The sequence below is a fragment of the Sphaerisporangium rubeum genome, assembly GCF_014207705.1.
Lineage (GTDB): Bacteria > Actinomycetota > Actinomycetes > Streptosporangiales > Streptosporangiaceae > Sphaerisporangium > Sphaerisporangium rubeum.
Genome location: NZ_JACHIU010000001.1, coordinates 2,705,862 through 2,729,514, shown reverse-complemented (window position 1 = coordinate 2,729,514; position 23,653 = coordinate 2,705,862). Strand labels below are relative to the sequence as shown.

Annotated in this window: 20 protein-coding genes; 8 read left to right on the top strand and 12 right to left on the bottom strand. The window is 71.9% G+C overall.

All coding sequences use genetic code 11. From position 1 onward, the window contains the following. Positions 1–4 precede the first annotated feature (4 nt). From BJ992_RS11655 to BJ992_RS11635, 5 genes are all read right to left on the bottom strand, one after another. Positions 5–907: a hypothetical protein gene (locus BJ992_RS11655; RefSeq protein WP_184980319.1), complete on the bottom strand. Its 903-nt coding sequence runs from the start codon at positions 905–907 to the stop codon at positions 5–7. A 209-nt stretch (positions 908–1,116) separates the two neighbouring features. Further along, entirely contained in the window at positions 1,117–1,821 is a 705-nt protein-coding gene (locus tag BJ992_RS11650) for an SRPBCC family protein (RefSeq protein WP_184980317.1), read from the bottom strand. A 554-nt stretch (positions 1,822–2,375) separates the two neighbouring features. After that, entirely contained in the window at positions 2,376–2,687 is a 312-nt protein-coding gene (locus BJ992_RS11645) for a hypothetical protein (RefSeq protein WP_184980315.1), read from the bottom strand. A gap of 19 nt (positions 2,688–2,706) precedes the next feature. Then, positions 2,707–3,390, bottom strand: coding sequence for a hypothetical protein (locus BJ992_RS11640; RefSeq protein WP_184980312.1), 684 nt, complete (start codon positions 3,388–3,390; stop codon positions 2,707–2,709). 60 nt (positions 3,391–3,450) lie between these two features. Next, the gene (locus BJ992_RS11635; protein WP_221474771.1) at positions 3,451–4,245 is read right to left on the bottom strand and encodes a cyclic nucleotide-binding domain-containing protein; all 795 of its coding nucleotides are present in this window, start codon (positions 4,243–4,245) and stop codon (positions 3,451–3,453) included. Positions 4,246–4,508: 263 nt separating this feature from the next. Between BJ992_RS11635 and BJ992_RS11630 the strand changes: the two genes are divergently transcribed. Then, the gene (locus BJ992_RS11630) at positions 4,509–5,879 is read left to right on the top strand and encodes a cytochrome ubiquinol oxidase subunit I (RefSeq protein ID WP_184980308.1); all 1,371 of its coding nucleotides are present in this window, start codon (positions 4,509–4,511) and stop codon (positions 5,877–5,879) included. 10 nt (positions 5,880–5,889) lie between these two features. Beyond that, complete coding sequence (gene cydB / locus BJ992_RS11625) at positions 5,890–6,867, top strand: cytochrome d ubiquinol oxidase subunit II (protein WP_184980306.1); 978 nt, start codon at positions 5,890–5,892, stop codon at positions 6,865–6,867. A 35-nt stretch (positions 6,868–6,902) separates the two neighbouring features. Here cydB and BJ992_RS11620 read toward each other — a convergent pair whose 3' ends face one another. The 5 genes from BJ992_RS11620 to BJ992_RS11600 all read right to left on the bottom strand — a co-directional run bounded on the left by BJ992_RS11620 (position 6,903) and on the right by BJ992_RS11600 (position 12,605). Next, on the bottom strand, positions 6,903–7,298 hold the full coding sequence (locus tag BJ992_RS11620; RefSeq protein WP_221474770.1) for a peptidase inhibitor family I36 protein: 396 nt from the start codon (positions 7,296–7,298) through the stop codon (positions 6,903–6,905). 178 nt (positions 7,299–7,476) lie between these two features. Further along, entirely contained in the window at positions 7,477–9,864 is a 2,388-nt protein-coding gene (cutA, locus tag BJ992_RS11615) for an aerobic carbon-monoxide dehydrogenase large subunit (protein WP_184980304.1), read from the bottom strand. Continuing rightward, the gene (locus BJ992_RS11610; RefSeq protein ID WP_184980302.1) at positions 9,861–10,355 is read right to left on the bottom strand and encodes a (2Fe-2S)-binding protein; all 495 of its coding nucleotides are present in this window, start codon (positions 10,353–10,355) and stop codon (positions 9,861–9,863) included. The genes cutA and BJ992_RS11610 overlap by 4 nt, the downstream gene beginning before the upstream one ends. Beyond that, on the bottom strand, positions 10,348–11,232 hold the full coding sequence (locus BJ992_RS34235) for an FAD binding domain-containing protein (RefSeq protein ID WP_184980300.1): 885 nt from the start codon (positions 11,230–11,232) through the stop codon (positions 10,348–10,350). Before BJ992_RS34235 ends, BJ992_RS11610 begins: the two co-directional genes overlap by 8 nt. Then, positions 11,229–12,605: a uracil-xanthine permease family protein gene (locus BJ992_RS11600; protein WP_184980298.1), complete on the bottom strand. Its 1,377-nt coding sequence runs from the start codon at positions 12,603–12,605 to the stop codon at positions 11,229–11,231. The genes BJ992_RS34235 and BJ992_RS11600 overlap by 4 nt, the downstream gene beginning before the upstream one ends. Before the next feature lie 446 nt (positions 12,606–13,051). Between BJ992_RS11600 and BJ992_RS11595 the strand changes: the two genes are divergently transcribed. Together BJ992_RS11595 and BJ992_RS11590 are read left to right on the top strand one after the other, a co-directional pair. After that, positions 13,052–13,480, top strand: coding sequence for a helix-turn-helix domain-containing protein (locus tag BJ992_RS11595; RefSeq protein WP_184980296.1), 429 nt, complete (start codon positions 13,052–13,054; stop codon positions 13,478–13,480). A 52-nt stretch (positions 13,481–13,532) separates the two neighbouring features. Beyond that, complete coding sequence (locus BJ992_RS11590; protein WP_184980294.1) at positions 13,533–13,940, top strand: VOC family protein; 408 nt, start codon at positions 13,533–13,535, stop codon at positions 13,938–13,940. 64 nt (positions 13,941–14,004) lie between these two features. On the opposite strand, the gene BJ992_RS11585 is transcribed toward BJ992_RS11590, so the two are convergent. After that, positions 14,005–15,570, bottom strand: coding sequence for a PucR family transcriptional regulator (locus BJ992_RS11585; RefSeq protein WP_184980292.1), 1,566 nt, complete (start codon positions 15,568–15,570; stop codon positions 14,005–14,007). A gap of 154 nt (positions 15,571–15,724) precedes the next feature. Between BJ992_RS11585 and BJ992_RS11580 the strand changes: the two genes are divergently transcribed. From BJ992_RS11580 to BJ992_RS33715, 4 genes are all read left to right on the top strand, one after another. Beyond that, a complete protein-coding gene (locus tag BJ992_RS11580) occupies positions 15,725–16,627 on the top strand; it encodes an oxamate carbamoyltransferase subunit AllH family protein (RefSeq protein ID WP_184980290.1) in 903 nt (300 codons plus the stop codon). Positions 16,628–16,745: 118 nt separating this feature from the next. Further along, positions 16,746–18,131 carry an AllF/FdrA family protein gene (locus tag BJ992_RS11575; protein WP_246496607.1) on the top strand — a complete coding sequence of 462 codons (1,386 nt, stop codon included), beginning with the start codon at positions 16,746–16,748 and terminating at the stop codon, positions 18,129–18,131. Further along, on the top strand, positions 18,128–19,510 hold the full coding sequence (locus BJ992_RS11570; RefSeq protein WP_343072616.1) for a YlbE family protein: 1,383 nt from the start codon (positions 18,128–18,130) through the stop codon (positions 19,508–19,510). The genes BJ992_RS11575 and BJ992_RS11570 overlap by 4 nt, the downstream gene beginning before the upstream one ends. Before the next feature lie 258 nt (positions 19,511–19,768). Further along, the gene (locus BJ992_RS33715; protein WP_425503655.1) at positions 19,769–22,006 is read left to right on the top strand and encodes a protein kinase domain-containing protein; all 2,238 of its coding nucleotides are present in this window, start codon (positions 19,769–19,771) and stop codon (positions 22,004–22,006) included. Positions 22,007–22,054: 48 nt separating this feature from the next. On the opposite strand, the gene BJ992_RS11560 is transcribed toward BJ992_RS33715, so the two are convergent. Then, a complete protein-coding gene (locus tag BJ992_RS11560) occupies positions 22,055–23,623 on the bottom strand; it encodes a metallophosphoesterase family protein (RefSeq protein WP_184980288.1) in 1,569 nt (522 codons plus the stop codon). Positions 23,624–23,653: the final 30 nt, after the last annotated feature.

The following is a 23,653-nucleotide window of genomic DNA, read 5'->3' as shown; positions in this document are numbered from 1 at the left end:
ATCGCTAAGGCGCCGCCGAGATGTCCTTCATGCGGGCCTCGATCTGCGCGGGGTCGCCGCCGAGCAGCGCGGACGCCGCACGCCACCACGCGAACCACTCGCCGCTGCGCCACATCCAGTCGACCCGCTCGACCGCCGCCACGACGTCGCCCTTGGCCTGCCAGCGGGTGCCGACCAGCTCGGGGGTGGCGCCGTGGCGCAGGGCCCAGCGGCGCAGGGTCTCGGCGACCTCGGGGTCCACGGTGACGGTGTACGGGTCGGGGTCCTCATCCGGCAGGGGGTGCGGGCCGAGACCCGCGGCGACACCCCAGCTCCACTGGGCCTCGGCGGGACGGGAGTAACGCAGGGTCGTGAAGTCCAGGGTGGAGCCCGGGGTCCCGTCCGGCCGTGGCCGTACGACGGCGTCCAGGCGGCCGCCTGAGTCGAAGGCGACCACCAGGGTCGTGCCGGGTGCGGTTCCCACGGGGACGTGGATGCGGTCCTCGGCCTGCCAGGAGTTGAGGTCCACTGTGGCGGCGGGGACCCCCCACGCATGGTCGGCGGCGTCGTCGGCGATCCAGGCGGCCAGCATCTCCAGGACCGTGAGGTTGGTCCACGGGTCGATGCCGGTGGCGGCGGCGAGGGCCTCGTCCGGCGGGGGGATCTTGCCGGCGCGGCCGGTGGACCACCACTCCTGGCCGGTGATCTCGGTGCCGACGGCCAGTCCCGCGATGGCGGCCAGCTCGGCGGACCTGCGGATCAGCGGAGCACCCTGGGCCAGTTCCGCACAGCGGTACGCGCGGTGGTCCCCGAGTGCGGCCCTGGCACGGCTGAGCAGGAGCTCTGCCGTGGGGTGCTCCTCCCCCAGCAGGTCCCTGGTGAGCCGGCGCGCCTCGGTTCGCGCGTCCTCCGCACGGAACTCTCGCATATATGCCACGTTACGCTGATAGATCCTCATAGGCGAGGTTCGGTAACAAGGTCGGGATCTACCTCTGATCCGCGGCTCAGCCCGGCGGCTTGACCGTACGCACGGGCCGCGCCGAGATATCGGCCGGTCCCCGGCGCCTCCCTGCCGCGGGTGGGTGCGTACGCAGGGGTCGCCGTTGCCGCCGAGGGGGCAAAGATCTAACCGTGGCGTCAGCGGCGGGACGTGCGGCCGAACAGCCAGCCGATGGCGGTGCTGCCGAGCGCGATCCCCGCACCCATGCCGAACGCGGCCAGCACCGGCCAGACGCGGGTCGCGGCCGTGGAGGGTTGCGCGGGACGTTCGTAGATCTGGGAGGCCGCGGCGTACCGGACGTCGACGGCCGCCGGTACCGGCGTGGGACCGGCCGGCGTGGTGACCGGTGCGGGTGCGGTCACCGGTCCCGGGGTGGGAACGGCGACCGCGGCGGGCTCCGCCGGTGCGCACAGGTGGTGTTCCACCGCCGTGAAGAACTCACCGGCCGTCTTCTTGGCCACCGAGCCCAGCATGCGCTGACCCACGCCGCCGATCATGCCGCCGACCACGGCCTCCGCGTCGTAGTCCACCCGGGTCGAACCGCCGTCCACCTCGCTGAGCAGGATCTGGACCGTCGCGTCCACCGTGCCGGGGGCCCCCGCGCCACGTGCCCTGAGCGTGAACCGCTCCGGCTCCTCGGGGTCGGACAGCGACACCTCCCCCTGGTAGACCCCCTTGATCGACGCGACCCCCGCGCTGACCGTCATCCGGTAGGTGTCCGTCCCCGTGGCCTCCAGCCGCTCACAACCCGGGATCGTACGCACCAGCACCGCCGGGTCCCGCAACGCGGCCCACACCCGTTCCCGATCCACCCCGACGACGGCACTGCCGACGACCTTCATGACCACCTCCGATGCCCGAGAGACTAAGGATCCCCGCAGCCTGCCGATAAGAGCAACTTCCGCCTGACGCCGACCTCCCCCGTCGTCAGATCTCACCTCCACGTGCGACCGGTCACCCGCCGTACGACGGCGCCGGATTCGCCGCACCACGTCCCACCGCCTCGGCGCCGAACCGGGTCCGCGCACGGACGGGTGCGTCGACACCACGGCCAGGCCGACACCCCGGGTCGACTTCATGCACGGACGAACAAGTCGACACCCCACGCAGATACGTCAGTCGAAACCACCGGCAGGCCGACACCCCCCGAAGGTGGACCGACACCGCGGCCAAGCCGACACCCCGGACGGAGAAACGGATCGATCCCATCTTCGGTCGAACAGGCCGACACCTGGTCGGAACCACGAGCCCCCGAGCACGGGCCGGTTTGGTCGGAGGGTGGGCGTCCCCGGTCCCCTCCCCTGGGGACGCCCACCCGGTTTGTGGGGGGTTGTGCTTCGGCTTTATCCCCATTGGGTGGGTTTGCTAGCCCCGTGGGTTGATATTGGGGGTGGGTTCACGGTCGGCCGATGAGCTCGGCAGAGAGGCCGGCGACTTTGGTGGACAGGAGGGGGTGGTGGGTGACGAGGGTGGTCAGGTGGGTGAGGAGGGTCCGGATCTCGGCCTCGTCGAAGCCGGTGCGGGAGCACACGCGGGTTCTGATGGCCATGAGGTCGAGCATGGTCTCGGTGCGCAGGGTGGGAGGCAGGCACGCCAGGAAGACCTCTCGGCGCAGGCTGTCCAGGCGGCCTATCACGTGCCAGTTGACGGTGGCGTGGTCGCGGAGGATGGGGGCCTCTGGGCCCGTCAGGGTCCCTGTGGGGGGCATCGAGGGTCCTTTCGTGGGGTCAGTGGCCGGCGGGTGGGGTGGGGGCGTAGGCGGGGGTGGCGGTCGCGCCTCGGTAGGGGCGGGTCTGGCTCGGGGTGTCGGCGCCGGGGAGGCTGAGCCAGGCTTCGCCCACGCCGTCGGCAGACGGGACGAGGAGGCGGCGGAACAGGGATCTGCGCAGGTCGCGGTGGTCGCAGCCGATGACGTCCTCGAAGAGTTGCGCGGACAGGACGACGGCCAGGTCGGCGTGGGGGTGGCGGTGGAGTTCGGTGCGGACCTCGGGGGTGTCGCGCAGGTGGTGCACGGTGTCCACGGCGCGGCCGAAGAAGCCGGTGTCGGCGACCCTCGTCGGGCCCTGGTGGAACGCGGCGCGTACCCGCAGCCGCAGGGACGAGCCGGGTCCGAGGCCGTGGTTGCGGCGCCGGAGGGCGAGGCGCAGTTCCCCGGTGAGGCCGGCGACGATCCGGGCCTCGTTCACGCCGGAGGGCAGCAGGTAGAAGGCTCCCCGCTGGTCGTGGGTGCCGGAGGTGGCACCCCGGTCGGCGAGGTACAGGCGGTCGAGGCCGGCCCGCGCGACGGCCTCGGTGACGAGGTCGACGAGCCGCCGGTGCGCGTGGTCGCGGGTGACGGGGGTCGCACCGCCGGGGTCCTCGGTGTCGAGGGCCACGCACAGCCGCCGGACTTCTCCGCTCAGGTCGTTCACCGGTTCGATCTCCTTCACGGCGGGGACGACGTCACCTGATGTATCGCCGGGGCGGCGTCGTCAGATGTTCACAGAGTCACGTCCGGGCCTGCCGGGCACCTCGTACTCGGACGGGTTCTGGCCCTGACCGGCGAAACTCTGCAGTCTGCGCAGGTCGTGCAGCACGATGCGGCGGTACCCCGTGCCGAGGACCCCGGCGCGGCGCAGGGTGGTGAGCGCCTTGTGGACGGTGATGTCGGCGGCGCCGACGAGGGCCGCGAGTTCGGGCTGGGTGAGCGCGACGCCGATCATGACGCCTTCCGGCACGGGCTCCCCGTAGGACCTGGCGAGTTCGACGAGCACGCGGGCCAGCCGGGTGAGCGTGGAGAACGAGCCGAACTCGACGCGCCGCCGGGTGGACCAGCGCACCTTCTCGACGACCGCGCGGTTGACCGCGAGTCCCGCCTCGGGCCGGAGCTGCAGGAACTCGACGAACGTCTCGTGCGGGATGTGCCTGGCGAGGCAGGGGCCGGCCGCGACGACGGTGGCGACGCGCGGCTGTCCGTCGAGTGCGGCGAACTCGCCGACGACGTCCCCGCCGACGCGGATGCCGAGCAGCGTGAGCCGTCCGCTCTCGGTGTTGGCCGTGAGTTTCACGCAGCCGTCCACCAGCAGGTAGACGTGCCGGGTGCGGTCGCCTTCCATCATCAGGGTCTCCCCGGTGGCGAACTGCCGGGGACGGCCGAGCCGCAGGAACTCCTCCCGGGTCTCCTCGCCGAGCCCGCCGAGCAGGCTGCCGCGCGGCCAGGCGCCGACCTTGCGGATGACGCCGCGCCGCCGTGATCCGGACTGGGACCCGGACGCTGGCCCGGACACTGGCCCGGATGCTGACATGGTCGCTCCTCCCGGCGCGGGTGAACGGTTCACACTTCAACTGTGCGGGGGGCTGCTTGCGGCGTGCTTGCGGCCGGAGGGCATCGACTTGACGGCTGATTGACATCGGCTTGACGCCGCGACCAGGCATTGCGTGTGTGACGAAGATCGCAGCTGCTCTGCACGCAATTGCTCTACAGCTTGTAGTACTACTGGATGTAGCACTACGGCCCGTAGAGCTTCGTGCGCACCCACGTGGGGGAGAAATGGACGCACTTGACCTGGCGCGGTGGCAGTTCGGGATCACCACCGTGTACCACTTCCTCTTCGTCCCCCTCACGATCGGCCTCGGCGTCTTCGTGGCCGGACTGCAGACCGCCTGGCATCGCACCGGCAAGGCGCAATATCTGCGGCTCACGAAATTCTTCGGCAAGCTCTTCCTGATCAACTTCGCCATGGGTGTGGTCACCGGGATCGTGCAGGAGTTCCAGTTCGGCATGAACTGGAGCGAGTACTCGATCTTCGTCGGCGACGTGTTCGGCGCGCCACTGGCCCTGGAGGCGCTGCTGGCCTTCTTCCTGGAGTCGACCTTCCTCGGCCTGTGGATCTTCGGCTGGGACCGGCTCCCCAAACGGGTGCATCTCGCCTGCATCTGGGCCGCCGCGATCGGCTCCAACCTGTCGGCGTACTTCATCCTGGCGGCCAACGCGTGGATGAAGCACCCCGTCGGCTACGAGGTGGTCGACGGCAAGGCCAGGATGACCGACCTGTGGGCCGTGCTCACCGACTCGACCGCGCTCGCGCAGGTGCCGCACGTCGTCGCCGCGTCGTTCGTCGTCGCCGGCGGCTTCGTGATCGCGGTGTGCGGCTACCGCGTGCTGCGCGAGCGCCGGACCGGCGACGTGGACCCGATGTGGCGCTCCTGCCTGCGCGGCGCGCTCGTGATGACCGCGCTGGCCGGCGCGCTGGTCGCCGGTACCGGCGACCTGTCGGGCCGGCTCCTGCACGAGCAGCAGCCCATGAAACTCGCCGCCGCCGAGGGCCTGCGGCACGACGAGCGGGGTGCCGCGTTCTCCCCCGTCCCCGGCGTGGAGGTGCCGTACGCACTCAGCCTGCTCGCCGCGCACGACCCCGGCGCCGTCGTCCGCGGCGTGGACGACCTGCAGCAGGTGTACGCCGCACGGTTCGGCCCCGGCGACTACATCCCGAACATCCCGCTGGTGTACTGGTCGTTCCGCGTGATGATCGTCTTCGGCCTGGCCACGGTCGCGCTGTCGACGGCGGGCCTGTGGGCCCTGCGGCGCCGCCGGCCGGTCCCCCGGTGGCTGGCACGCGCCGGTCTCGCCGCGCTGCCGCTGCCGCTGATCGCCGTCATCGCCGGATGGCTGCTCAGCGAGATCGGCCGCCAGCCGTGGGTCGTCCAGGGTGAGCTGCTGACCGCCGCCGCCGTCTCCCCCGGCGTCTCCCTCGGCGAGGTGGCCGTCTCGCTGGCGATCTTCACGGTGCTGTACGGCGTGCTGGCCGCCGCCGAGGCCCTCCTGCTGGCCCGGCACGTCCGGACCGGCCCCGAGCCTGCCGAGCCGGCGCCGGAACCGCGGCCGGAGACGACCCCGCTCACCCCGACCCTGATGTACTAGGGAGACCCTGATGGAGCTCACGACCTTCTGGTTCCTGGTCATCGCGTTCCTGTGGACCGGTTACTTCGTGCTCGAAGGCTTCGACTTCGGCGTCGGCGCGCTGCTGCCGCTGGCCGCTCGCGGTGACGCCGAACGTGGCCAGGCGCTCGGCACCATCGGCCCGGTGTGGGACGGCAACGAGGTGTGGCTGATCACCGCGGTCGGCGCGACGTTCGCCGCGTTCCCCGCCTGGTACGCGGGCCTGCTGAGCACCTACTACCTGCCGCTGGTGCTGGTGCTCACCGCGCTCATCGTGCGAGGGGTCGCGCTGGAGTGGCGCGGCAAGGTGCGGCCCGCCGAGCGCAGGCTGTGCGACATCGGCATCGCGGCAGGCAGCGCCGTGACCGCGATCACCTGGGGTGCGGTGTTCGGCCACCTGCTGTACGGCTCGGCGCGGGCCGCCGCGCTCGGCGGCGCGTTGTCGCTGGCGGTGGCGCTGCTGCACGGCGCGGTGTTCCTGTCGCTGAAGACGGCGGGCCCGCTGCGGGCCAGGGCCCGCCGTCTCGTGCCGGCCGCCGCCGTCGCCGCGCTCCCCCTCGCCGCCGTGTCCCTGCCGGCCCTCGCGGGCCTGGCGGCGGGAACGGCGGGTGCGGGGTCAGGCGGCCCGGGGACGGCCGGGGTGGCGGGTGGCGCCGGGTGGACGGCGCACCCGCAGGTGTGGATCGCGGCGGCCGGGGCCGTCGCGGCGCTCGCCGCCGCGGTGGCACTGGCGTGGCGCCGGCGTGAAGGCTGGGCCTTCACCGCGACCGCGGCGGCGATCGTGCTGGTCACCGGGACGGTGTTCGCGACGCTGCACCGCGCGCCGCTCCCCGGCCTGACGCTGGCGCAGGCGGCCTCCGGGCCGTACACGCTCGGCGTGCTGACCTGGATCGGTCTGGCCGCGCTGCCGTTCGTGCTCGGCTACCAGGCGTGGACGTACTGGGTGTTCCGCCGCCGCGTCACCGCGTGAGCCCCGCGCCTCCCCTCGCCGGAGGCGCCGGCCGGTCAGCACATGCCGGAGGGTCCGACGGCGTCGATCCTGCGGCCGAAGTTGGTGTCGTACGCCTGCGCGTAGTCGCCGCTGTTCACCCTGCGGCGCTCCGCCGGGTCCCAGTCGATGAAGCACCCCTCGGCGTTGGCGTAGAACGAGTACACGTGGTCGTGCAGGTTGGACGGCATGTCGCGGTAGCCGTTGGCCGGCGTCCAGCGCCACGGCGTGCCGGAATAGTCGCGGTAGTACCAGAAGCAGATCTCGCCACCGCCGCACTGCTCGCGTGCCTGCCGCAGCGACGCCGCCGCGTCGCCGTCCATGGCCATGGCCGGCGCGGGTGCGGCGAGCGCCACCGCGATCAGGCCGGCCGCCGCCAGGGCCGCTCGTGCCGTGCCTGTCCGTGATCTCACTACCCGAGTCCTCCTCTGTGATGGGTGCGCCGGCGGCACGTCCCCAGGCGGGACGGCCGGTCCGGCGCGCGACAATCACGGAATGTAGCAACTCGACTACAGATAGCGACCTGAGTGTCGCGGTGAGGCTGACGGGCCTGACGGTGAGTGGATCATGACCGTCAGGCCATAGACGGCCTCACCCGGCGGCCCGCCGCAGGTCGTACAGGTCGGACGGCGAGATCGGCATGCGGCTGATCGTGATGCCCTCGGCGTCCTCGACCGCCGCGGCGACCACCGCCGACACCGGGATCACCCCCGCCTCCCCCGCACCCTTGATGCCGAGCGGGTTCAGCGGCGACGGCGTCTCCAGGTGCGCCGTCTCGATGCGCGGCACCTCGGTCGCGTACGGCATCAGGAAGTCCATGAAGGACGCGTTGAGGAGCTGGCCGTGGCCGTCGTACACCATGCGTTCGTACAGCGCGCCGCCGACACCCTGCGCCACCCCGCCGTGGATCTGCCCCTCCACGATCATCGGGTTGATCAGCTTCCCGCAGTCGTGCACCACGGCGTACCGCAGGATGCGGATCTCCGCGGTGCCGGGGTCGGTCTCCACGACGGCGGCGTGCATGCCGGACGCGAACGTCGAACGCACCGGCGAGTAGTAGTCGCGGCCCTCCAGCCCCGGCTCCTCGCCTTCGTCGACCGGCGGCCGGTCCATCGACGCGGTCCCGGTGAACTGCGTGGCCCGTTTGGCCTCCTCGTCGAAGGCGTACCGCAGCGGGTTGGACAGCACGGCCACCGTGGCGAGCGGCACCGCGGCCCCGGGGTTCCCCACGACCCGCACGTCGCCGTCCACGATCTCCAGGTCACGCGGATCGGCCTCCAAAGCGTCGGCGGCGATCCGCAGCGCCTTGTCGCGCACCTTGCGGCAGGCCAGCGCGATGGCGTTGCCGCTCATCACGGCGGCCCGCGAGGCGAACGTGCCGACGGCGTAACCGAAGCGGCGGGTGTCGCCGGTGACCACCGACACCCGGTCGATCGGCACGCCGAGCTCGGTGGCGGCGATCTGCGCGAACACCGTCTCGTGGCCCTGGCCCTGCGAGGTGAGGCCCGTGGAGACGTGCACCCGGCCGTCGGAGGTGACCTGCACGTGGCCGCCTTCGTACGGCCCGACGCCGGTGCCCTCGACGTAGCAGCCGATGCCGATGCCGATCGTGCGGCCCTCGGCGGCGGCCCGTTCCTTCTCGGCGGGGAAGGCGTCCCAACCGATGAGCTCCTTCAGCATGCGCAGCGACTCGGGGTAGTCGCCGCTGTCGTAGATCAGCGGCCGGCCGTCCTGGAACATCAGGCCCTGGTCGTAGGGGAACTGGTCGGGCTGGATGAAGTTGGCGGCCCGCACCGCGGTCCGGTCCATGCCGAGATGCGCGGCGATGCGGTCCATCGTGCGTTCCATGCAGAACACACCCTGAGGACGGCCCGCGCCACGGTACGGCGTGACCTGCACGGTGTTGGTGTAGATCGAGGAGAATTCCACCCGGTAGGCGCCGACGCGGTACGGCCCGAGGAGCTGCGTGGCGGTGATGATCGGCACGATGATGCCGTACGGCGTGTAGGCGCCGTGGTCGTGCTGGATGGTGACGTCCAGTCCGTGGAGGCGGCCCTCGTCGTCGAAGCCGACGCGCACGTGCTGCACCTGCGCGCGCTCGTGGGCCGAGGAGACGAAGTGCTCGCGCCGGTCCTCGGCCCACTTGACCTCGCGGCCGAGCAGCATGGCGGCCCAGGGGACCAGCACCTCCTCCGGCCACGGATGCACGATCTTGACGCCGAACCCGCCGCCGACGTCCGGCGCGATCACCTCGACCGACGGCAGCGGCAGGCCGAGCTTGGCGGCCAGCGCCATGCGCACGCTGGTGGAGGTCTGCGTGGAGGAATAGACCCGCAGCGACCGGTCGTCGGGGTCCCACCTCGCGTACACGCCGCGTCCCTCCAGCGGCATGGACGCGCTGCGCTCGATGTCGAGCCGGAACTCCAGCACGTGCGGCGCCGCGTCCACGGCGTCACGCGCGCCTCTGCCTGTGGCGTCCGGCACCTCCTGCACCAGGTGAGCGCCGACGTTCCCCGGCACGTCCTCGTGCACCAGGTGGACCCCCTGCACGGCCTCCTCGATGCCGACGACCGGCTTGAGGAACTCGTACTCCACCTCGATCAGCGCGGCGGCGTCCTCGGCGAGGTAGCGGTCGGTGGCGACCACCATGACGACCGGCTCGCCGACGTGCCGCACGACGTCTCTGGCCAGGCAGTACGCCGTGCGGCCGTGGGTGAGCGCGGGGTGCGGGATCAGCAGCGGCAACGGGTCGCGCACGCGTTCCGGCAGGTCCTCCCAGGTGTAGATCGCCACCAGGCCGTCGACGTCCAGGGCCGCCGAGACGTCGATGTCGCGGATGCGCGCGTGCGCGTGCGGCGAGCGGACGAACGCCGCGGCGAGTGCGTCACGGCCGAGGTCGTCGAGGTAGCGGCCCTGGCCGGTGACGAGCCGTCCGTCCTCCCTGCGCTGGACCCGCTCGCCGAACAGCCTGGTCGTCACGAGGCACTCTCCTCGGCCGTCAGCTCGGCGGCCCGGTGGACCGCCTTGACGATGTTCTGGTAGCCGGTGCAGCGGCACAGGTTGCCGGAGATGCCTTCGAGCACCTCGTCGTCGGTCGGCGCGGGGGTGTCGCGCAGCAGCGCCGTGACCGTGCACAGGAAACCGGGTGTGCAGAACCCGCACTGGAGCGCGTGGCACTCGGAGAACGCCTTCTGCACCGGGGACGGCGTGCCGTCCGGCCCCGCCAGGCCCTCGACGGTGGTGATCTCGTGGCCGTCCGCCGTGACCGCGAACGTGAGGCACGACCGCGCCGGCTCACCGTCCAGCAGCACCGTGCAGCAGCCGCACACGCCGTGCTCACACCCCACGTGGGTGCCGGTGAGGCCGAGGTCGTGGCGCAGGCAGTCCGACAGCAGGCGGCGGGCCGGGACCGCCACCTCATGGACCACGCCGTTGACGGTCAGCGAGATCGGGTGCCTGACCTCAGCCATCGTGTCCCTCCCCCGCCGCGACGGACGCCGCGGCGCGCAGCGCGCGGGCCGCGAGGACCCCGCTCAGATGCCGGCGGTACTCGGCGGTCGCGTGGATGTCGGCGTCCGGGTCGAGCCGGTCCCGCACGGCCCGCTCCACGGCCGGCCAGTCCACCGACGCGGCCGGACGGCTCTCGCACACCTCGGTCAGGTCGAGCAGCACCGGCACCGGGCCCGCGCTGACGAACGCGGCCCTCGCCTGCGCGATCCGCTGGTCGTCGTCCAGGGTGACCAGGGCCGCGGCCCCCGCCATCGCGTAGTCGCCGTGCCGGCGCGCCACCTCGTGGAACGCCGTGCCGGTGCGGGGTCCGAGCGCCGGGAAGAACGCCGAGACGGCCAGCTCGCCGGGCTCCAGCGCCGACTCCAGAGGCCCGGTGAAGAAGCTCTCGGCCGGAACGTCGCGCCGCGTGCCGCCGTGCCTGGCCAGGCGGACGGTGCCGCCGAGCAGGGTGAGGACGGCCGGCAGCTCCGCGGAGGGGTCGGCGTGCACGAGGCTGCCGACCACGGTCCCCCGGTTGCGGATCACCGGATGCGCGACGTGCCGCAGCGCCGTGCGCAGCAGCGGCTGGCGGCGCGCCGCCGCCTCGGACCGCTCGACGGCGGTGTGCCTGGCCAGCGCGCCGACCCGCACGCCGTCCGGCCCCGCCTCTATGCCGTCGAGGCCGGCGACCCGGTTGATGTCCACCAGGTGCTCGGGGGCCGCCAGCCGCATGTTCATCAAAGGGATCAGGCTCTGGCCGCCGGCCAGGACCTTGCCGTGCTCCCCGGCCTCCGCGAGGACCGCGAGGGCCTCGCCGAGGTCACGGGGAGCGTGGTAGTCGAACGGCGGAGGCTTCACGTGGTGCTGTCGCTCCCTTCCACGACCGGCGCGGGCCGTGCACCTCCGGACAGAGTGGACGGCCGCCCGGCGACGACGCGCAGAAGGTGGTAACCACCGAGCACGACGACCGTACCGAGCGCGATGCCCGCCAGGGAGAAGTCTTTGGTGATCTGATGGGAAACCGGGCCGATCGCCAGGATGATTCCCGCTCCGGTGGGGACCATGTTCACCGGGTCGGCGAAGTCCACACGGTTCTCGATCCAGATCTTCGCGCCGAGCAGGCCGATCATGCCGTACAGGATGACCGTGATGCCGCCGAGCACGCCACCCGGCGTCGCCGCGACCAGCGCGCCGAACTTCGGGCACAGGCCGAACAGGATGGCGATCACCGCGGCGATGTAGTAGGCGCCGGTCGAGTACACGCGGGTGGCGGCCATGACGCCGATGTTCTCGGCGTACGTCGTGGTCGGCGAGCCGCCGACCGCGCTCGCCAGCGCCGTGCCGACACCGTCGGCGAGGACCGCGCGGCCCATGTACGGGTCGACGTCCTGCCCCGTCATCTCGCCGACCGCCTTGACGTGGCCGACGTTCTCCGCGATCAGCGCGATCACGGCCGGCAGCACCAGCACGATCGCCGACACCGCGAAGTTCGGCGCGTGGAAGTCCGGCAGGCCGATCCACGGCGCGTCCGCCACCCCTTGGAAGCTCACCCGGGGGTGGGTGTCGACCTGGCCGGTGCCGGCGTTGAACGCCGTGATGTTCCCGAAGACCAGATCGGCGAGCCACGACAGCACGAACCCCGCGATCAGGCCGACCAGCACGCCGACCCGTCCGACGAAGCCCTTGAACCCGACGATGACGAGCCCCGTCACCGCCATCGTGATCAACGCGATCCACTGGTCCTGCGGCCAGTAGATGTCCGCCACGACGTACGCCAGCCCGAACCCGATGAGCATGACCACCGCACCGGTCACCACCGGCGGGAACACCTTGTTGATGACCCGCACCCCGAGGTAGTGGATCGCGACACCGCACAGCGCCAGCACAAGGCCCGCCACCAGGATCGCGCCGGTGACCGTCCCGCTGTCCCCACCGGCCGCGCGGATCGCGACCACCGCGCCGACGAACGACGCCGACGTCCCGAGATAGCTCGGTATCTTCCCCTGCACGATCAGCAGGAACAGGATCGTCGCGACACCCGACATCATGATGGCGACGTTGGCGTTGAGGCCCATCACCAGCGGGAACACGAACGTCGCCCCGAACATGGCGATCACGTGCTGTGCCCCGAACCCCACCATGCGCGGCCAGCTCAGCCGCTCGTCGGGTTTGACCACCTCCCCCGGCGCCAGCGTCCGCCCGTCCCCATGCACTTTCCATCCGAAGGCCATTGAGAGCCCCTTCATCACCGGGCCGCTCGGTCGATGGCCACCCCGCAGGCAGACCTCTACGGCGTCACGCTGAATACATCGTCATCGTCACTGCACGTCATATCCGGCGGGGTGTCCTGACGCCAGCAAGCGGACAGGCGGGGACATCCTCGTCCGTTCCGCGCAGATTAAACCGACACCCCCCGGCCGACATGGTAAGAACCTGCCAAAACATGACCACCAGACCAGCACTCCTCTTACGCACCACCCATCCCACCTCCAAGTGAACCCGGCCCCTCCTGTCCCACCTCGGTCGCCACTCCCCACCCCTCAAGACGACCCGGACACCCGCCGACACCCAACACGTCGTCCATGGAAAGAATCGTCCCTACCGTCTGGACATGTCCCTGGACCAACGCCGTGGGTCGGCCGATGGGCCGGTCGGAGGGACGTGGTGTGATGGCGGCGTGAGTCGTGCTGTCGAGGACACCAACCGGCGGATGCTCAGGGCTCGGGACGCGATGGACCGGGCTTACGCGCAGCCGTTGGACGTGCCGGCGTTGGCGCGGATCGCTCATGTGTCCGAGGCGCACTTCTCTCGCACGTTCCGGGCCACGTTCGGGGAGACTCCGCATCGGTACCTCCAGCGGCGGCGGGTGGAGCGAGCGATGTTCCTGCTGCGGGAGACCGACCACAGCGTGACGGACATCTGTTTCGAGGTCGGTTTCGGCAGCCCGGGGACCTTCAGCCGTACGTTCCGCGAGATCGTCGGCCGCTCGCCGAGGACGTACCGCAAGGAGTCCACCTCCATGCCGGTGCCGACGTGCTTCGCCATGGTATGGCTGCGGCCGAGCGCATGTGGGGCTGCGCCTTCCACCAGGGAGGATGTGAGGTGATCGGTCAGTTTTGGATAAGTTTTTCGGCGGGGTGGCTACTAGCGTGGAGGGCATGTTCAACGCGATCACGCACTCACAGATATACGTTCTCGACCAGGACGAGGCCCTGGACTTCTACGTCGGCAAGCTGGGGCTGGAGGTCAACTCCGATGTCGATCTAGGCTTCATGCGCTGGCTGACGATCAACGTGCCGGGGCAGCCGGAACGGCAGATTCTGCTGGAGAAGCCGGGTGGGCCGTCGATGTCGGCGGAGACGGCGGCGCAGGTCCGCGATCTGGTGACCAAGGGGGCCATGGGGGCGGTCATCTTCAGCACGGACGACTGCCGCAAGACGTACGAGACGCTGTCGGGACTCGGGGTCGAGTTCACCGAGGAACCGACGGAGCGGCCCTACGGGATCGACTGCGCGCTGCGCGACCCCTTCGGCAATCCCATCCGCCTGACCCAGCCGAAAGCCTAGTGCCAGGCCGGCCCCGGATCCGAGTGTCTGGCGTTCTCCGGGGCCCGGCCGGGTGAGTGTGTCGTCAGATCCCGCGCATGCGCAGGACGTGGAGGGCCAGGGTGAGGTTGAGGCGCAGGTGTGCGTCTTCGGTGAAGTTGCCTAGTAGGCGCTCCAGTTTGCCTATTCGGTAGCGGAGGGTGTTGTAGTGGAAGTGGAGGCGGCGCGCGGTCTCGGCGACGTTGAGGTTGGTCTCCAGGAGGACGTGGAGGGTGCGGCGGAGGTCGGCGTTCTCGGCGTCGTCGTCCAGGACCAGGGGGCCGAGGGTTTCGCGGACGAAGGCGTGGAGTTCCTCGGTGTCGTTGACGAGGGACAGCAGGCGGTAGACGCCTAGTTGGTCGAAATGTGCCACGGCGCCGGGGCCGTGGAGCTGGCGGCCCACTCTGGCGGCTTTCAACGCCTGGCCGTAGGCGTCCGGCAGTGATTCGGCGCCGGAGGCGACGCGGCTCATGCCGGTGGAGAAGGTCGCGGGACGGGAGTCGGCGAAGGCGGCGACGGCGTCCTTGGCGAGGCGGGTCATGTCGGCTTCCGAGCCGACGACGGCGACGACCTCGTGGGAGAAGCCGGCGACGGCGCCTCTGGGGTCGTGGCGGCGCAGCGCGGCGGTCCAGGCGGTGAGCAGGCGGTCAGGCGGGATGTCGAACTCGGGGTCGATCTCGGCGACGACGACGCCTACGGGACGTTCCAGGTCCCAGCCGAAGGCACTGGCCCGCGCGGCCACGCGGGGGCCGCCGCGGCCGGTGAGGACGTCGCGGAGGAAGTCGGCGCGGTACTTGCTCTCGACGGCGGTGACGGCCTCCTGGCGGGTCACGACGAGAGCGGCGACCGTGGCGGCACGTTCCAGAATGCCGATGTCGCCGTCACGCATGCCGCCTGAGGGGCTGTGCGCGACGATGCGGCCGTGGTGGTGGCCCCCGGCGACGACGGGGACGACGGTGTAGTCGCCGCCGGACATCGCGGGAGAGGTGCGCAGCGCCAGAGGGTCGCCGACGGCCTCCAGGATGTGGCCCGCGGCGTCGACGACGGCGACGTCGACGTCGAGCAGGCCGGCGACCTCGGCGACGACCTCGCGCAGGCCGCCGCCGGCGAGCACGATCTGCACGAGCGCGCGGTGCGCCTCCTCGGTGCGGGCCAGCAGCGCGGCCTGCCGGTTCAGGATGTCGGTGAGGACCTGGTTGAGGATGTCGTCGAAACCGACGTCGTTGGGGAGCAGGATCAGCGGGAAGCCGAGCCGGTCGGCCTGTTCGACCATCTCGGCGGGGAGCTCGTCGACGTACCGGCCGAGTTTGATGCCGAGGGCCGCGAGGCCGCGCTCGTCGAGGTCGGCGACGAGCCTGCCGAGGGACTGCGGGGTGTTGCGCAGCGGGTAGCCGGTGGTCAGGAGCAGTTCGTGGGGTTTGACCCACGCGAGGATGTCGGGCACCTCCATGACGTTGAGCCGTTGCACGATGCGGTCGAGGCCGGTCCTGCCGCCGATCAGGCGGGCTCCGGCCAGGGTGGAGACACCGAGCACCTCCCCCACGGACACGCCGTGAATGATGGTGCCGGTGGAGGCCAAGCGCATCGCCGGGGGTGATGGGTCAGCAGTCATGGTCAAGCTCCCGGGTGAAAAGCCGTTTCCGTGATTCTGACGGAATGACATCTCTGTCAACAAGAGCCAACTCAACGCGGAAGTGTTGGCATCTTTCTCCGTACGGTGGCTTCCGGCGCCGTTTTACCGTCGCAAAGACTCGACGGGAGGCCGGGTGACTCTGGGTACGGGCACGAGAATTCGCCACCGCGCGCCGGTGACCACCGAGGCGTACGGCGCCGCGAGCACGGCCCTGCGGCCGGCACTGGAGTCGCCGCGGCGGCCCGCACGGGTGCTGGCGGTGTTCCCGCTCGGCATGTACCTGGAGATCCGCACCGAGGACGAGCCGTCGGTCGTGGCCGTGGTGACCGGTGAGGCGACGCGCCTGCCGAACGCCATGGTGCTCGGCGACCCGCTGCCACCGGCGTCCGCCGGCGACGAGGCCGCGGTCGGCGACGGGTGCGTCGAGGTCGGCCGGGTCACCATGCGGGTGCGCCGCTGGTGGGACCCGGCGCCGCCGCTCGGCCCGGTCACCGCCGACCGGCTGGCGCAGGTGCTGCCGCGGTTCACCGAGATCTGCGAGGCCTCCGGCCGCCGTCCGGGCCTGCCGTCCGGCGGGGCCGGCGAGTTGCTGGCCGAGGGCTGCCACCAGGGGTCGCTGGCGACGGCGATCAACGCCGCCGAGCAGCTCATGGGCCTTGGGCCGGGGCTGACGCCGAGCGGTGACGACATGCTCGCCGGGCTGCTGGTCGCGCTGCGCCACCTCGGCGGGTCGACCGGTGCGCGCCGCGCCGTGTGGCTGGCCGATTGGCTGGCCGCGACCGTGGCGTTCGACGCCGGCACGAGGACCACTCCGATCTCCGCGACGCTGCTGCACTGCGCGGCACGCGGCGAGGCGTGCGTCGACGCGCTCGCGGTGCTGCGGGGTGTCGCGGGACGGCAGCCGCTGGAGCCGGCGCTGCGCCGCCTGCTGCAGATCGGGCACACCTCAGGCGCCGATCTCGCCTGGGGCCTGCGGACGGGAATGTCCGCTGTGCTGGCGCTCGGCGGGACGGCCCGGCCGTCCCGCGCCTTATGAACGACGCGCCACGGGAATGCGTCGAAGGTAACGAGTACGGCCGCCGGCACGGGGACGCGCGGCTTCAGCGACGGCGGGGGCACCGCCATCGATCCAGGAGAGAGGCGGTGAGCGGCGGTTGACCACGAACACCGATCAGGTCGAGGTGCGCGCCGGCGTCTACCACGACTCGGTGAGTCTCATGCGGGTCAGTCAGGCCCTCGGGTCCCTACCGGGGGTCGGCGTGGCGATCGTCGCCATGGCGACCGAGCTGAACGTCGGCCTGGCCCGCGACGTCGGGTTCGACGTGCCGGCGGCGGGGCCGACGGATCTGCTCGTGGCGATACGCGCGGACTCCGCGCAGGAGCTCGCGGCGGCGGGTGCGGAGCTGGAACGGCAGTTCACCGAGCTCGGCAGGGCCGCGCGGAGCGGTGGCGGAGCGGCGACCGAGCACGCGCCGCGTACGACACGGGCCGCGGCCAAGGTCTTCGACGCGACGCTCGCGCTGGTGTCCACGCCGGGTGACCACGCGTTCGCCGAGGCCATGGACGCCGTCGAGGCCGGGCTCTCGGTCATGATCTTCAGTGACAACGTGCCGCTGGAGCAGGAGATCGCGCTGAAGGAACGCGCCGCCGAGCGCGGCGTTCTGGTGATGGGCCCCGACTGCGGCACCGCCGTCGTCGGCGGCGCGGGGCTCGGCTTCGCCAACGTGCTCCAGCCGGGTCCGGTCGGCGTGGTCGCGGCGTCCGGCACCGGCGCGCAGCAGGTGACGTGCCTGCTGGACCACGCGGGTGCCGGGGTGAGCCACGTGCTCGGTGTCGGCGGAAGGGACCTGTCGGCGGCCGTCGGCGGCCGTTCCACGCTGGTGGCGCTGCGCGCGCTGGACGCCGACCCGGCCACCGAGCTGATCGTGCTGATCTCCAAACCGCCGGCGCCGGAGGTCGCCGAGGTGGTGCGCCGCGCCGTCGACGAGCTGAGCACCCCGGTGGTCACCGCGCTGCTCGGCCCCGGACAGGACGACCTGACGACCGCCGTCGAGAAGGCACTGCACGCTCTCGGCCGGCCGGTTCCGCGGTGGCCGTCCTGGACGGTGCCGCAGGAGCCGCGCACGGCCGGGTTGTGCGGCCTGTACTCCGGCGGCACGCTGTGCGCGGAGGCGAAGCTCATCGCCGGCACCGGCGAGTTCACCGACTTCGGCGACGACGAGTACACCCGCGGCCGGCCGCATCCGATGATCGACCCGGCGATGCGGCTGGAGGCCCTGTCCCGCGCGTCCGGCGTGGTCCTGCTGGACGTGGTGCTCGGCCACGCCGCCGACCCCGACCCGGCGGCGCGGCTGGCCCCCGCCGTCCGCGAGGCCGTGGAGCGCGGCGCCGCCGTGGTGGCCGCGCTGGTCGGCACGGACGCCGACCCGCAGGGCATGCGCGGCCAGGCCGAGGCGCTCCACCAGGCCGGCGCATCGGTGTTCGTCTCCAACGCGGCCGCCGCCAGGCACGCCGCGAGCCTCGTCAGGAGGGCCTCGTGACACTGTCCATGCTGCAGAGCGAGGCCCGCGTGATCACCGCGGGTACGGCCGTGCTCGCCGAGGCGCTGACGCGGCAGGCCGTGCCGCACCTGGCGGTCGACTGGCGTCCGCCGCTGGCCGGCACCGCGCCGGCGCTGGCCAAGGTGCTCGCCGACCCGCGCCGTGAGCAGGCCAACGCGACCGCCGTCGGCCGCATGACGTCGTCACGGCCCCGGCTCACCGGGGTGCGGCCGGCCGCCGAGGTGCTCGGCCTGCCGCCGCGCACGTTCCTGCACGCCGGGCCGCCGATCGACTGGGAACGCGCCTCGGGGCCGATGCGCGGCGCGCTCATCGGCGCCGCGCTGTTCGAGGGCCTCGCCGCCGACGCCGCCGAGGCCGAGCGGCTGCTGGTGTCCGGTGGCGTGACGCTCGACTCCTGCCACCACCACCGCGCCGTCGGCCCGATGGCCGGGGTGGTCAGCCCGTCGATGTGGATGTTCGAGGTGACCGACGAGGAGCACGGCGGCACCGCGTACTGCTCGCTGAACGAAGGCCTCGGCAAGGTGCTGCGGTACGGCGCCTACGGCCCCGAGGTGGTGGAGCGGCTGCGCTGGATGGGTGAGGTGCTCGGCCCGGTGCTGGCCGCCGCGCTGGCGCTCAGCGGCCCCGTGGACCTGCGTTCACTGATCGCGCAGGCCCTGCAGATGGGTGACGAGCTGCACAACCGCAACCGCGCGGCGACGTCGCTGTTCGTGCGTGAGATCGCGCCGGCGATCGTGGACGCCTCCCCGCGGTACGCCTCCGAGGTGCTGCGGTTCGTCAACGGCAACGACCACTTCTTCCTCAACGCCGGCATGGCCGCGGGGAAGGTGTCGGCGGACGCCGCGCGGGACGTGCCGGGGTCGTCCATGGTGGTCGCCATGGCGCGCAACGGCACCGACTTCGGCATCCAGGTGTCCGGGCTCGGCGACCGGTGGTTCACCGGCCCCGCCGGGGTGCCGGACGGGCTGTACCTCGGCGCGTACGGCCCGCAGGACGCCAACCCCGACATCGGCGACTCGACCATCACCGAGACCGGTGGCCTCGGCGGGTTCGCCATGGCGGCGGCCCCGGCGATCGTGCGGTTCGTCGGCGGCGACGTGTCCGACGCGATCACCGCCACGCGGTCCATGTACGAGATCACGCTGGCGGAGCACCCGGCGTACCAGATCCCGGGGCTCGGGTTCCGCGGCACACCGACGGGTATCGACGTGACCCTTGTCGCCAGAACCGGCGTGCTGCCGGTCGTCAACACCGGCATCGCGGGACGCGTCGCCGGAACGGGGCAGGTCGGAGCGGGTCTGGTCAGTCCGCCGGCCGAGGCGTTCGCCGCCGCACTGGCCGCACTGGCCGACGAGTAAAGGAAGACCGAATTCCCATTGACCCCCCTTTGACCCTAATATCAGTCCCCAGGCTCACTGTCGAGATGACGACGCACTCGAACGTTCGATGATCCATACATAGGGATATGACGCGGACAAGCGTGAACTGGGGACCACGGATCGGCCGCCGATCGCGTGCGCGGGAGGACGCCCTCCATGACAGAGGGTAGGAGCCCGCTGAACGCGGGGGTTGCGCCGGACGGTCAAGGCCGACTGGTCGGCAGGCGGTACCGCCTGATGTCGCCGGTCGGCCGCGGCGGCATGGGCATGGTGTGGCACGCGCACGACGTGCTGCTCGACCGTGACGTCGCCGTCAAGGAGCTGATCCTCCCCCTCGGTCTCGACCACGCCGGCACACAGGTCGCCAACCGCCGAATGCTGCGCGAGGCCCGTTCGGCGGCCAGGCTGAGCCACCCCGGCATCGTCACCGTCCACGACGTGGTCGAGGAGGACGGCCGGCCCTGGATCGTCATGGAGCTGGTCCGCGCCTGGTCCCTGGAGCAGGCCGTCCGGCAGAGCGGGCCGCTGCCGGTGGTGCAGGCCGCCGAGATCGGCGTGCGGGTGCTCGACGCGCTGCGGCACGCGCACGCGTCGGGGATTCTGCACCGCGACGTCAAACCCGGCAACGTGCTGCTCACGGCCGACCGTGTCGTGCTCACCGACTTCGGCATCGCCGCCATCGAGGGTGACGTCACCATCACGCAGACCGGCCTGCTGATGGGATCACCGGCCTACATCCCGCCGGAGCGGCTCCAAGGCCGTCCCATCACGCACGCGGCCGACCTGTGGTCGTTCGGCGCCACCTTGTACGCGGCCGTGGAGGGCCGGCCGCCGTACGAGGGACCCGACGCGGTCGCGGTGCTCGGCGCGGTGCTCACGCAGGAACCGAACCGCACGCAGCGCTCCGGAGCGCTGCTGCCGGTCATCGAAGGGCTGCTGCGCAAGAACCCCGCCGACCGCATGCCGGCCGCGCAGGCGGCCGAGCTGCTCGAACGTGTGCTGCGCACCCACGGTTCCGGCCTTCCCGTACGCGGCCTGGACGGCGCGGTGTCCACCCCGATCCCCACCCGCGACGACCCCACCCCGGTTGGCATGCTTCCTCCGCTCGACCCACCCTCCGGTCCCCTGCCGTCCCGCATCATCGAGACGCCGTCCGGCCCGGTGCGCGTCCCCGCCGAACCCCAGCCCGGCGGCACCTCCCACGACCCGGCCCACCACCCTTCCTACGACGCGCTGCGCGGCGCCACCGGCCCGTACGAGACCGGCCCTCGCGGCTACGACGCGCTCCGCAGCCCCACAGGACCGCAGGGATACGACGCGCTCCGCAGCCCCTCTCAACCACAGGGCTACGACGCACTGCGCAGCCCCACAGGACCGCAGGGATACGACGCGCTCCGCAGCCCCTCTCAAGCACAGGGCTACGACGCACTGCGCAGCCCCACAGGACCGCAGGGGTACGACGCGCTCCGCAGCCCCACGGGACCCCAGGGGTACGACGCCTTGCGGAGCACGTCCGATCCGCGGAACGGCAGGGGCTCACCGCCGGACCCCTACGACGCGCTGCGCAGCCCCTCCGGTCCGCTGCCGAGCCCGTACGACGCGCTGCGCGACCCGGGGGACGCGCCGGACGCGGGTCTCGCGTCCGGTGACGTGCTCGTGGCGGGGACGCCGGGGTCGCGACGCCGGGGGCCGAATCTCGCGGACCGGCTGGCCAGGGACATCGAGAACCCGTTCGGTGAGCCCGAGCGCCGACCTCGCGACCGGCGCGACGACGGCGGCGGCCGGCGGGTGCGGGTGGACGACGTACGGGACGACGAGCGTGAGGGCCGCTCCCCCGTGCTGATGGTCCTCGCCGGTACCGGCGTCGTGGGGGTCGTGGCGGCGCTGCTGTTCGTGCTGTGGCCGTCCGGTGCGGACCAGCGGGACGACCCCGGCGCGGCGGCGCCTCCCCCGGCGGTCAGTGCGCAGCCCTCGTCGAACACCGGCTCCGGTGATCCGTCCGCGGCCCCCGAGGAGGGTGGCGGGTCCTCGCAGGTGCCGTCCGGTTTCCGTGCGCGCACCGCGGCCGGCGTCACGGTCGCCGTCCCGGAGGACTGGACGGCGTCGGCCTCGGACGCCGCCGTCACCTACGTCGGCCCCAAGAGCTCGGGCCGGCGCATCCAGATCAAGCGCGTCGCCTCCACCGACGACGACGGCCTGAAGGCGCTCACCAAGGCCAAGGACGAGGCCACGCTCACCGACTACGCGCAGGCCCGCCTGGAGTCCGCCGCGTTCGGCGACTACGACGCCAGCGTGTGGGAGTACACCTACACCGCGCTCACCAACGTCACCACCCACGCCGTCACCCGGCACATCACGATCGACGCCGACACCGCCTACCAGGTGACGTTCACCGCACCCGACGCCGAGTGGGACCAGGCAGGCAACCGCCAGACCATGGCCGTCCTCTGGAACACCTTCAAGCCCGCCGCCTGACCCGGCACCGGCTCGTACGCGAAGGCCGGTCAGCCGGCTCGGGTCCGCTCAGGTCAGGAGGATCTGGACCTCGTCCTCCAGCGGCGGCTCCACCTCCTGGGGACGGCAGCCCGTCGCGCCGAAGCAGCGGATGCGCAGCGTGCCGGCCTCCACGGAGATGTGGAGGAAGCTCTTGAAGAACGGCGGGTCGTCCCAGTCGGACAGCTCGGAGAACCAGCGGTGGAAGGTGCGGCCCACCGGCAGGTGGAACGGCATGGGCCAGCCGCCGAGGATGCGCGCGGCCCACTTCATGCGCGCGGTGATCCTGGCCTCCGGCACGCCGGGGGTGCCGGCCGCGACGCCGGAGGCCGCGGCGTCCGCCGAGCCGGGAGGATTGACCGGCCGGGGTGGCGCGTTGCCGATGTGGCGGGACATCAGCACGAGGCACTCGTCGGGGGTCAGGTAGAGCCACGGCATGCGCAGGCGGCGCGAGTACAGCTTGCTGTAGAAGGACAGCGAGTCGCCGCGCAGCGGGTAGCACTTGAAGGCGTCCTCCTCGACCCCGCCGGCGTCGACCCTCGGGATGGTGTGGGTGGCGTGCGTGAACGCGCCGCCGCCGCCGGACACGATGTACTGGATGATGCGGCCGTCGACCGTGACGGGGTAGCGCTGGTAGTTGTGCGTGTCACCCCCGATGACCGCCACGTAGTTGTGCGCGGGGTCGCGCACGATGTCGTCGACGGTGCCGCCGCCTTCGACGGGCCCGGGGTGGTAGGCGTTGCGGTCGTAGATGGGCTTGCCGGTGACGAGCACCTTGGGCCGCGGGTCGGCCGACACCCGGCGAAGCCAGTCCCCTTGGTCGCGGTCGATGCCGCCTTTGATGCCGTTGTCGATGCCGACGAGCAGCAACCCGGGGAGGTCGATCACCCAGTAGGGGCCCGGCTGCACCGCGCGCTGCCCCGACGCGCCGCGACGCTCGCGGGCCCTGGCGAGCCTGGCCTCGTCGATGGGCTCGGGTTGACGCCACAGCAGGCCGCGCAGCCCGGCGGGGGACAGCGAGAACCCGTGTCGTTCCGCCGTGAGCGCGGGTTCGTCGCAGAAGACCCGCATGAACCCGCCGAGGCCGTCGTACCAGTCGTGGTTGCCGGGGATGGCGTAGATGGGGGCCGGATAGCCCTGGTAGGGACGGAAGAACTTGTCCTCGTACTCGTCGCCGGCGCCGGTGGGGTAGATGACGTCGCTGGCGAGCACGGCGAACGCCGTCCCCTCGCCGATCTTGAGCAGGCCGGGGACCACGGCGTACTGGGAGGCGTCGCCTTCGCCGGTGTCCCCGAACAACAGGAAGCTGAACTCGGGCCCGACATCAGGCTTTATCCGGAAATCTGGGTCGACGCCGTGCTCCTGGCGCACCGCCATCCACCGCCGCCGCACCTCGTCCGACGGGTCGCCGAAGAGCTGCGCGAGGATCTCGTTGCGCGACCGCACCAGCACCGACGGCCGCAACCAGGAGAACCCGGAACGGTCCGGCCGCAGGTCCTGGAACGTGCCCATCTCCTGGCACGACCAGCCGGCGCCTTCCTCCGACACCCGGGAGGACACCTGCTTCCCGCGCGCGGCGGCCCGATCGACGTCGACCATGCCTCCATTCTCTCCGTGATCTTCCCCCGC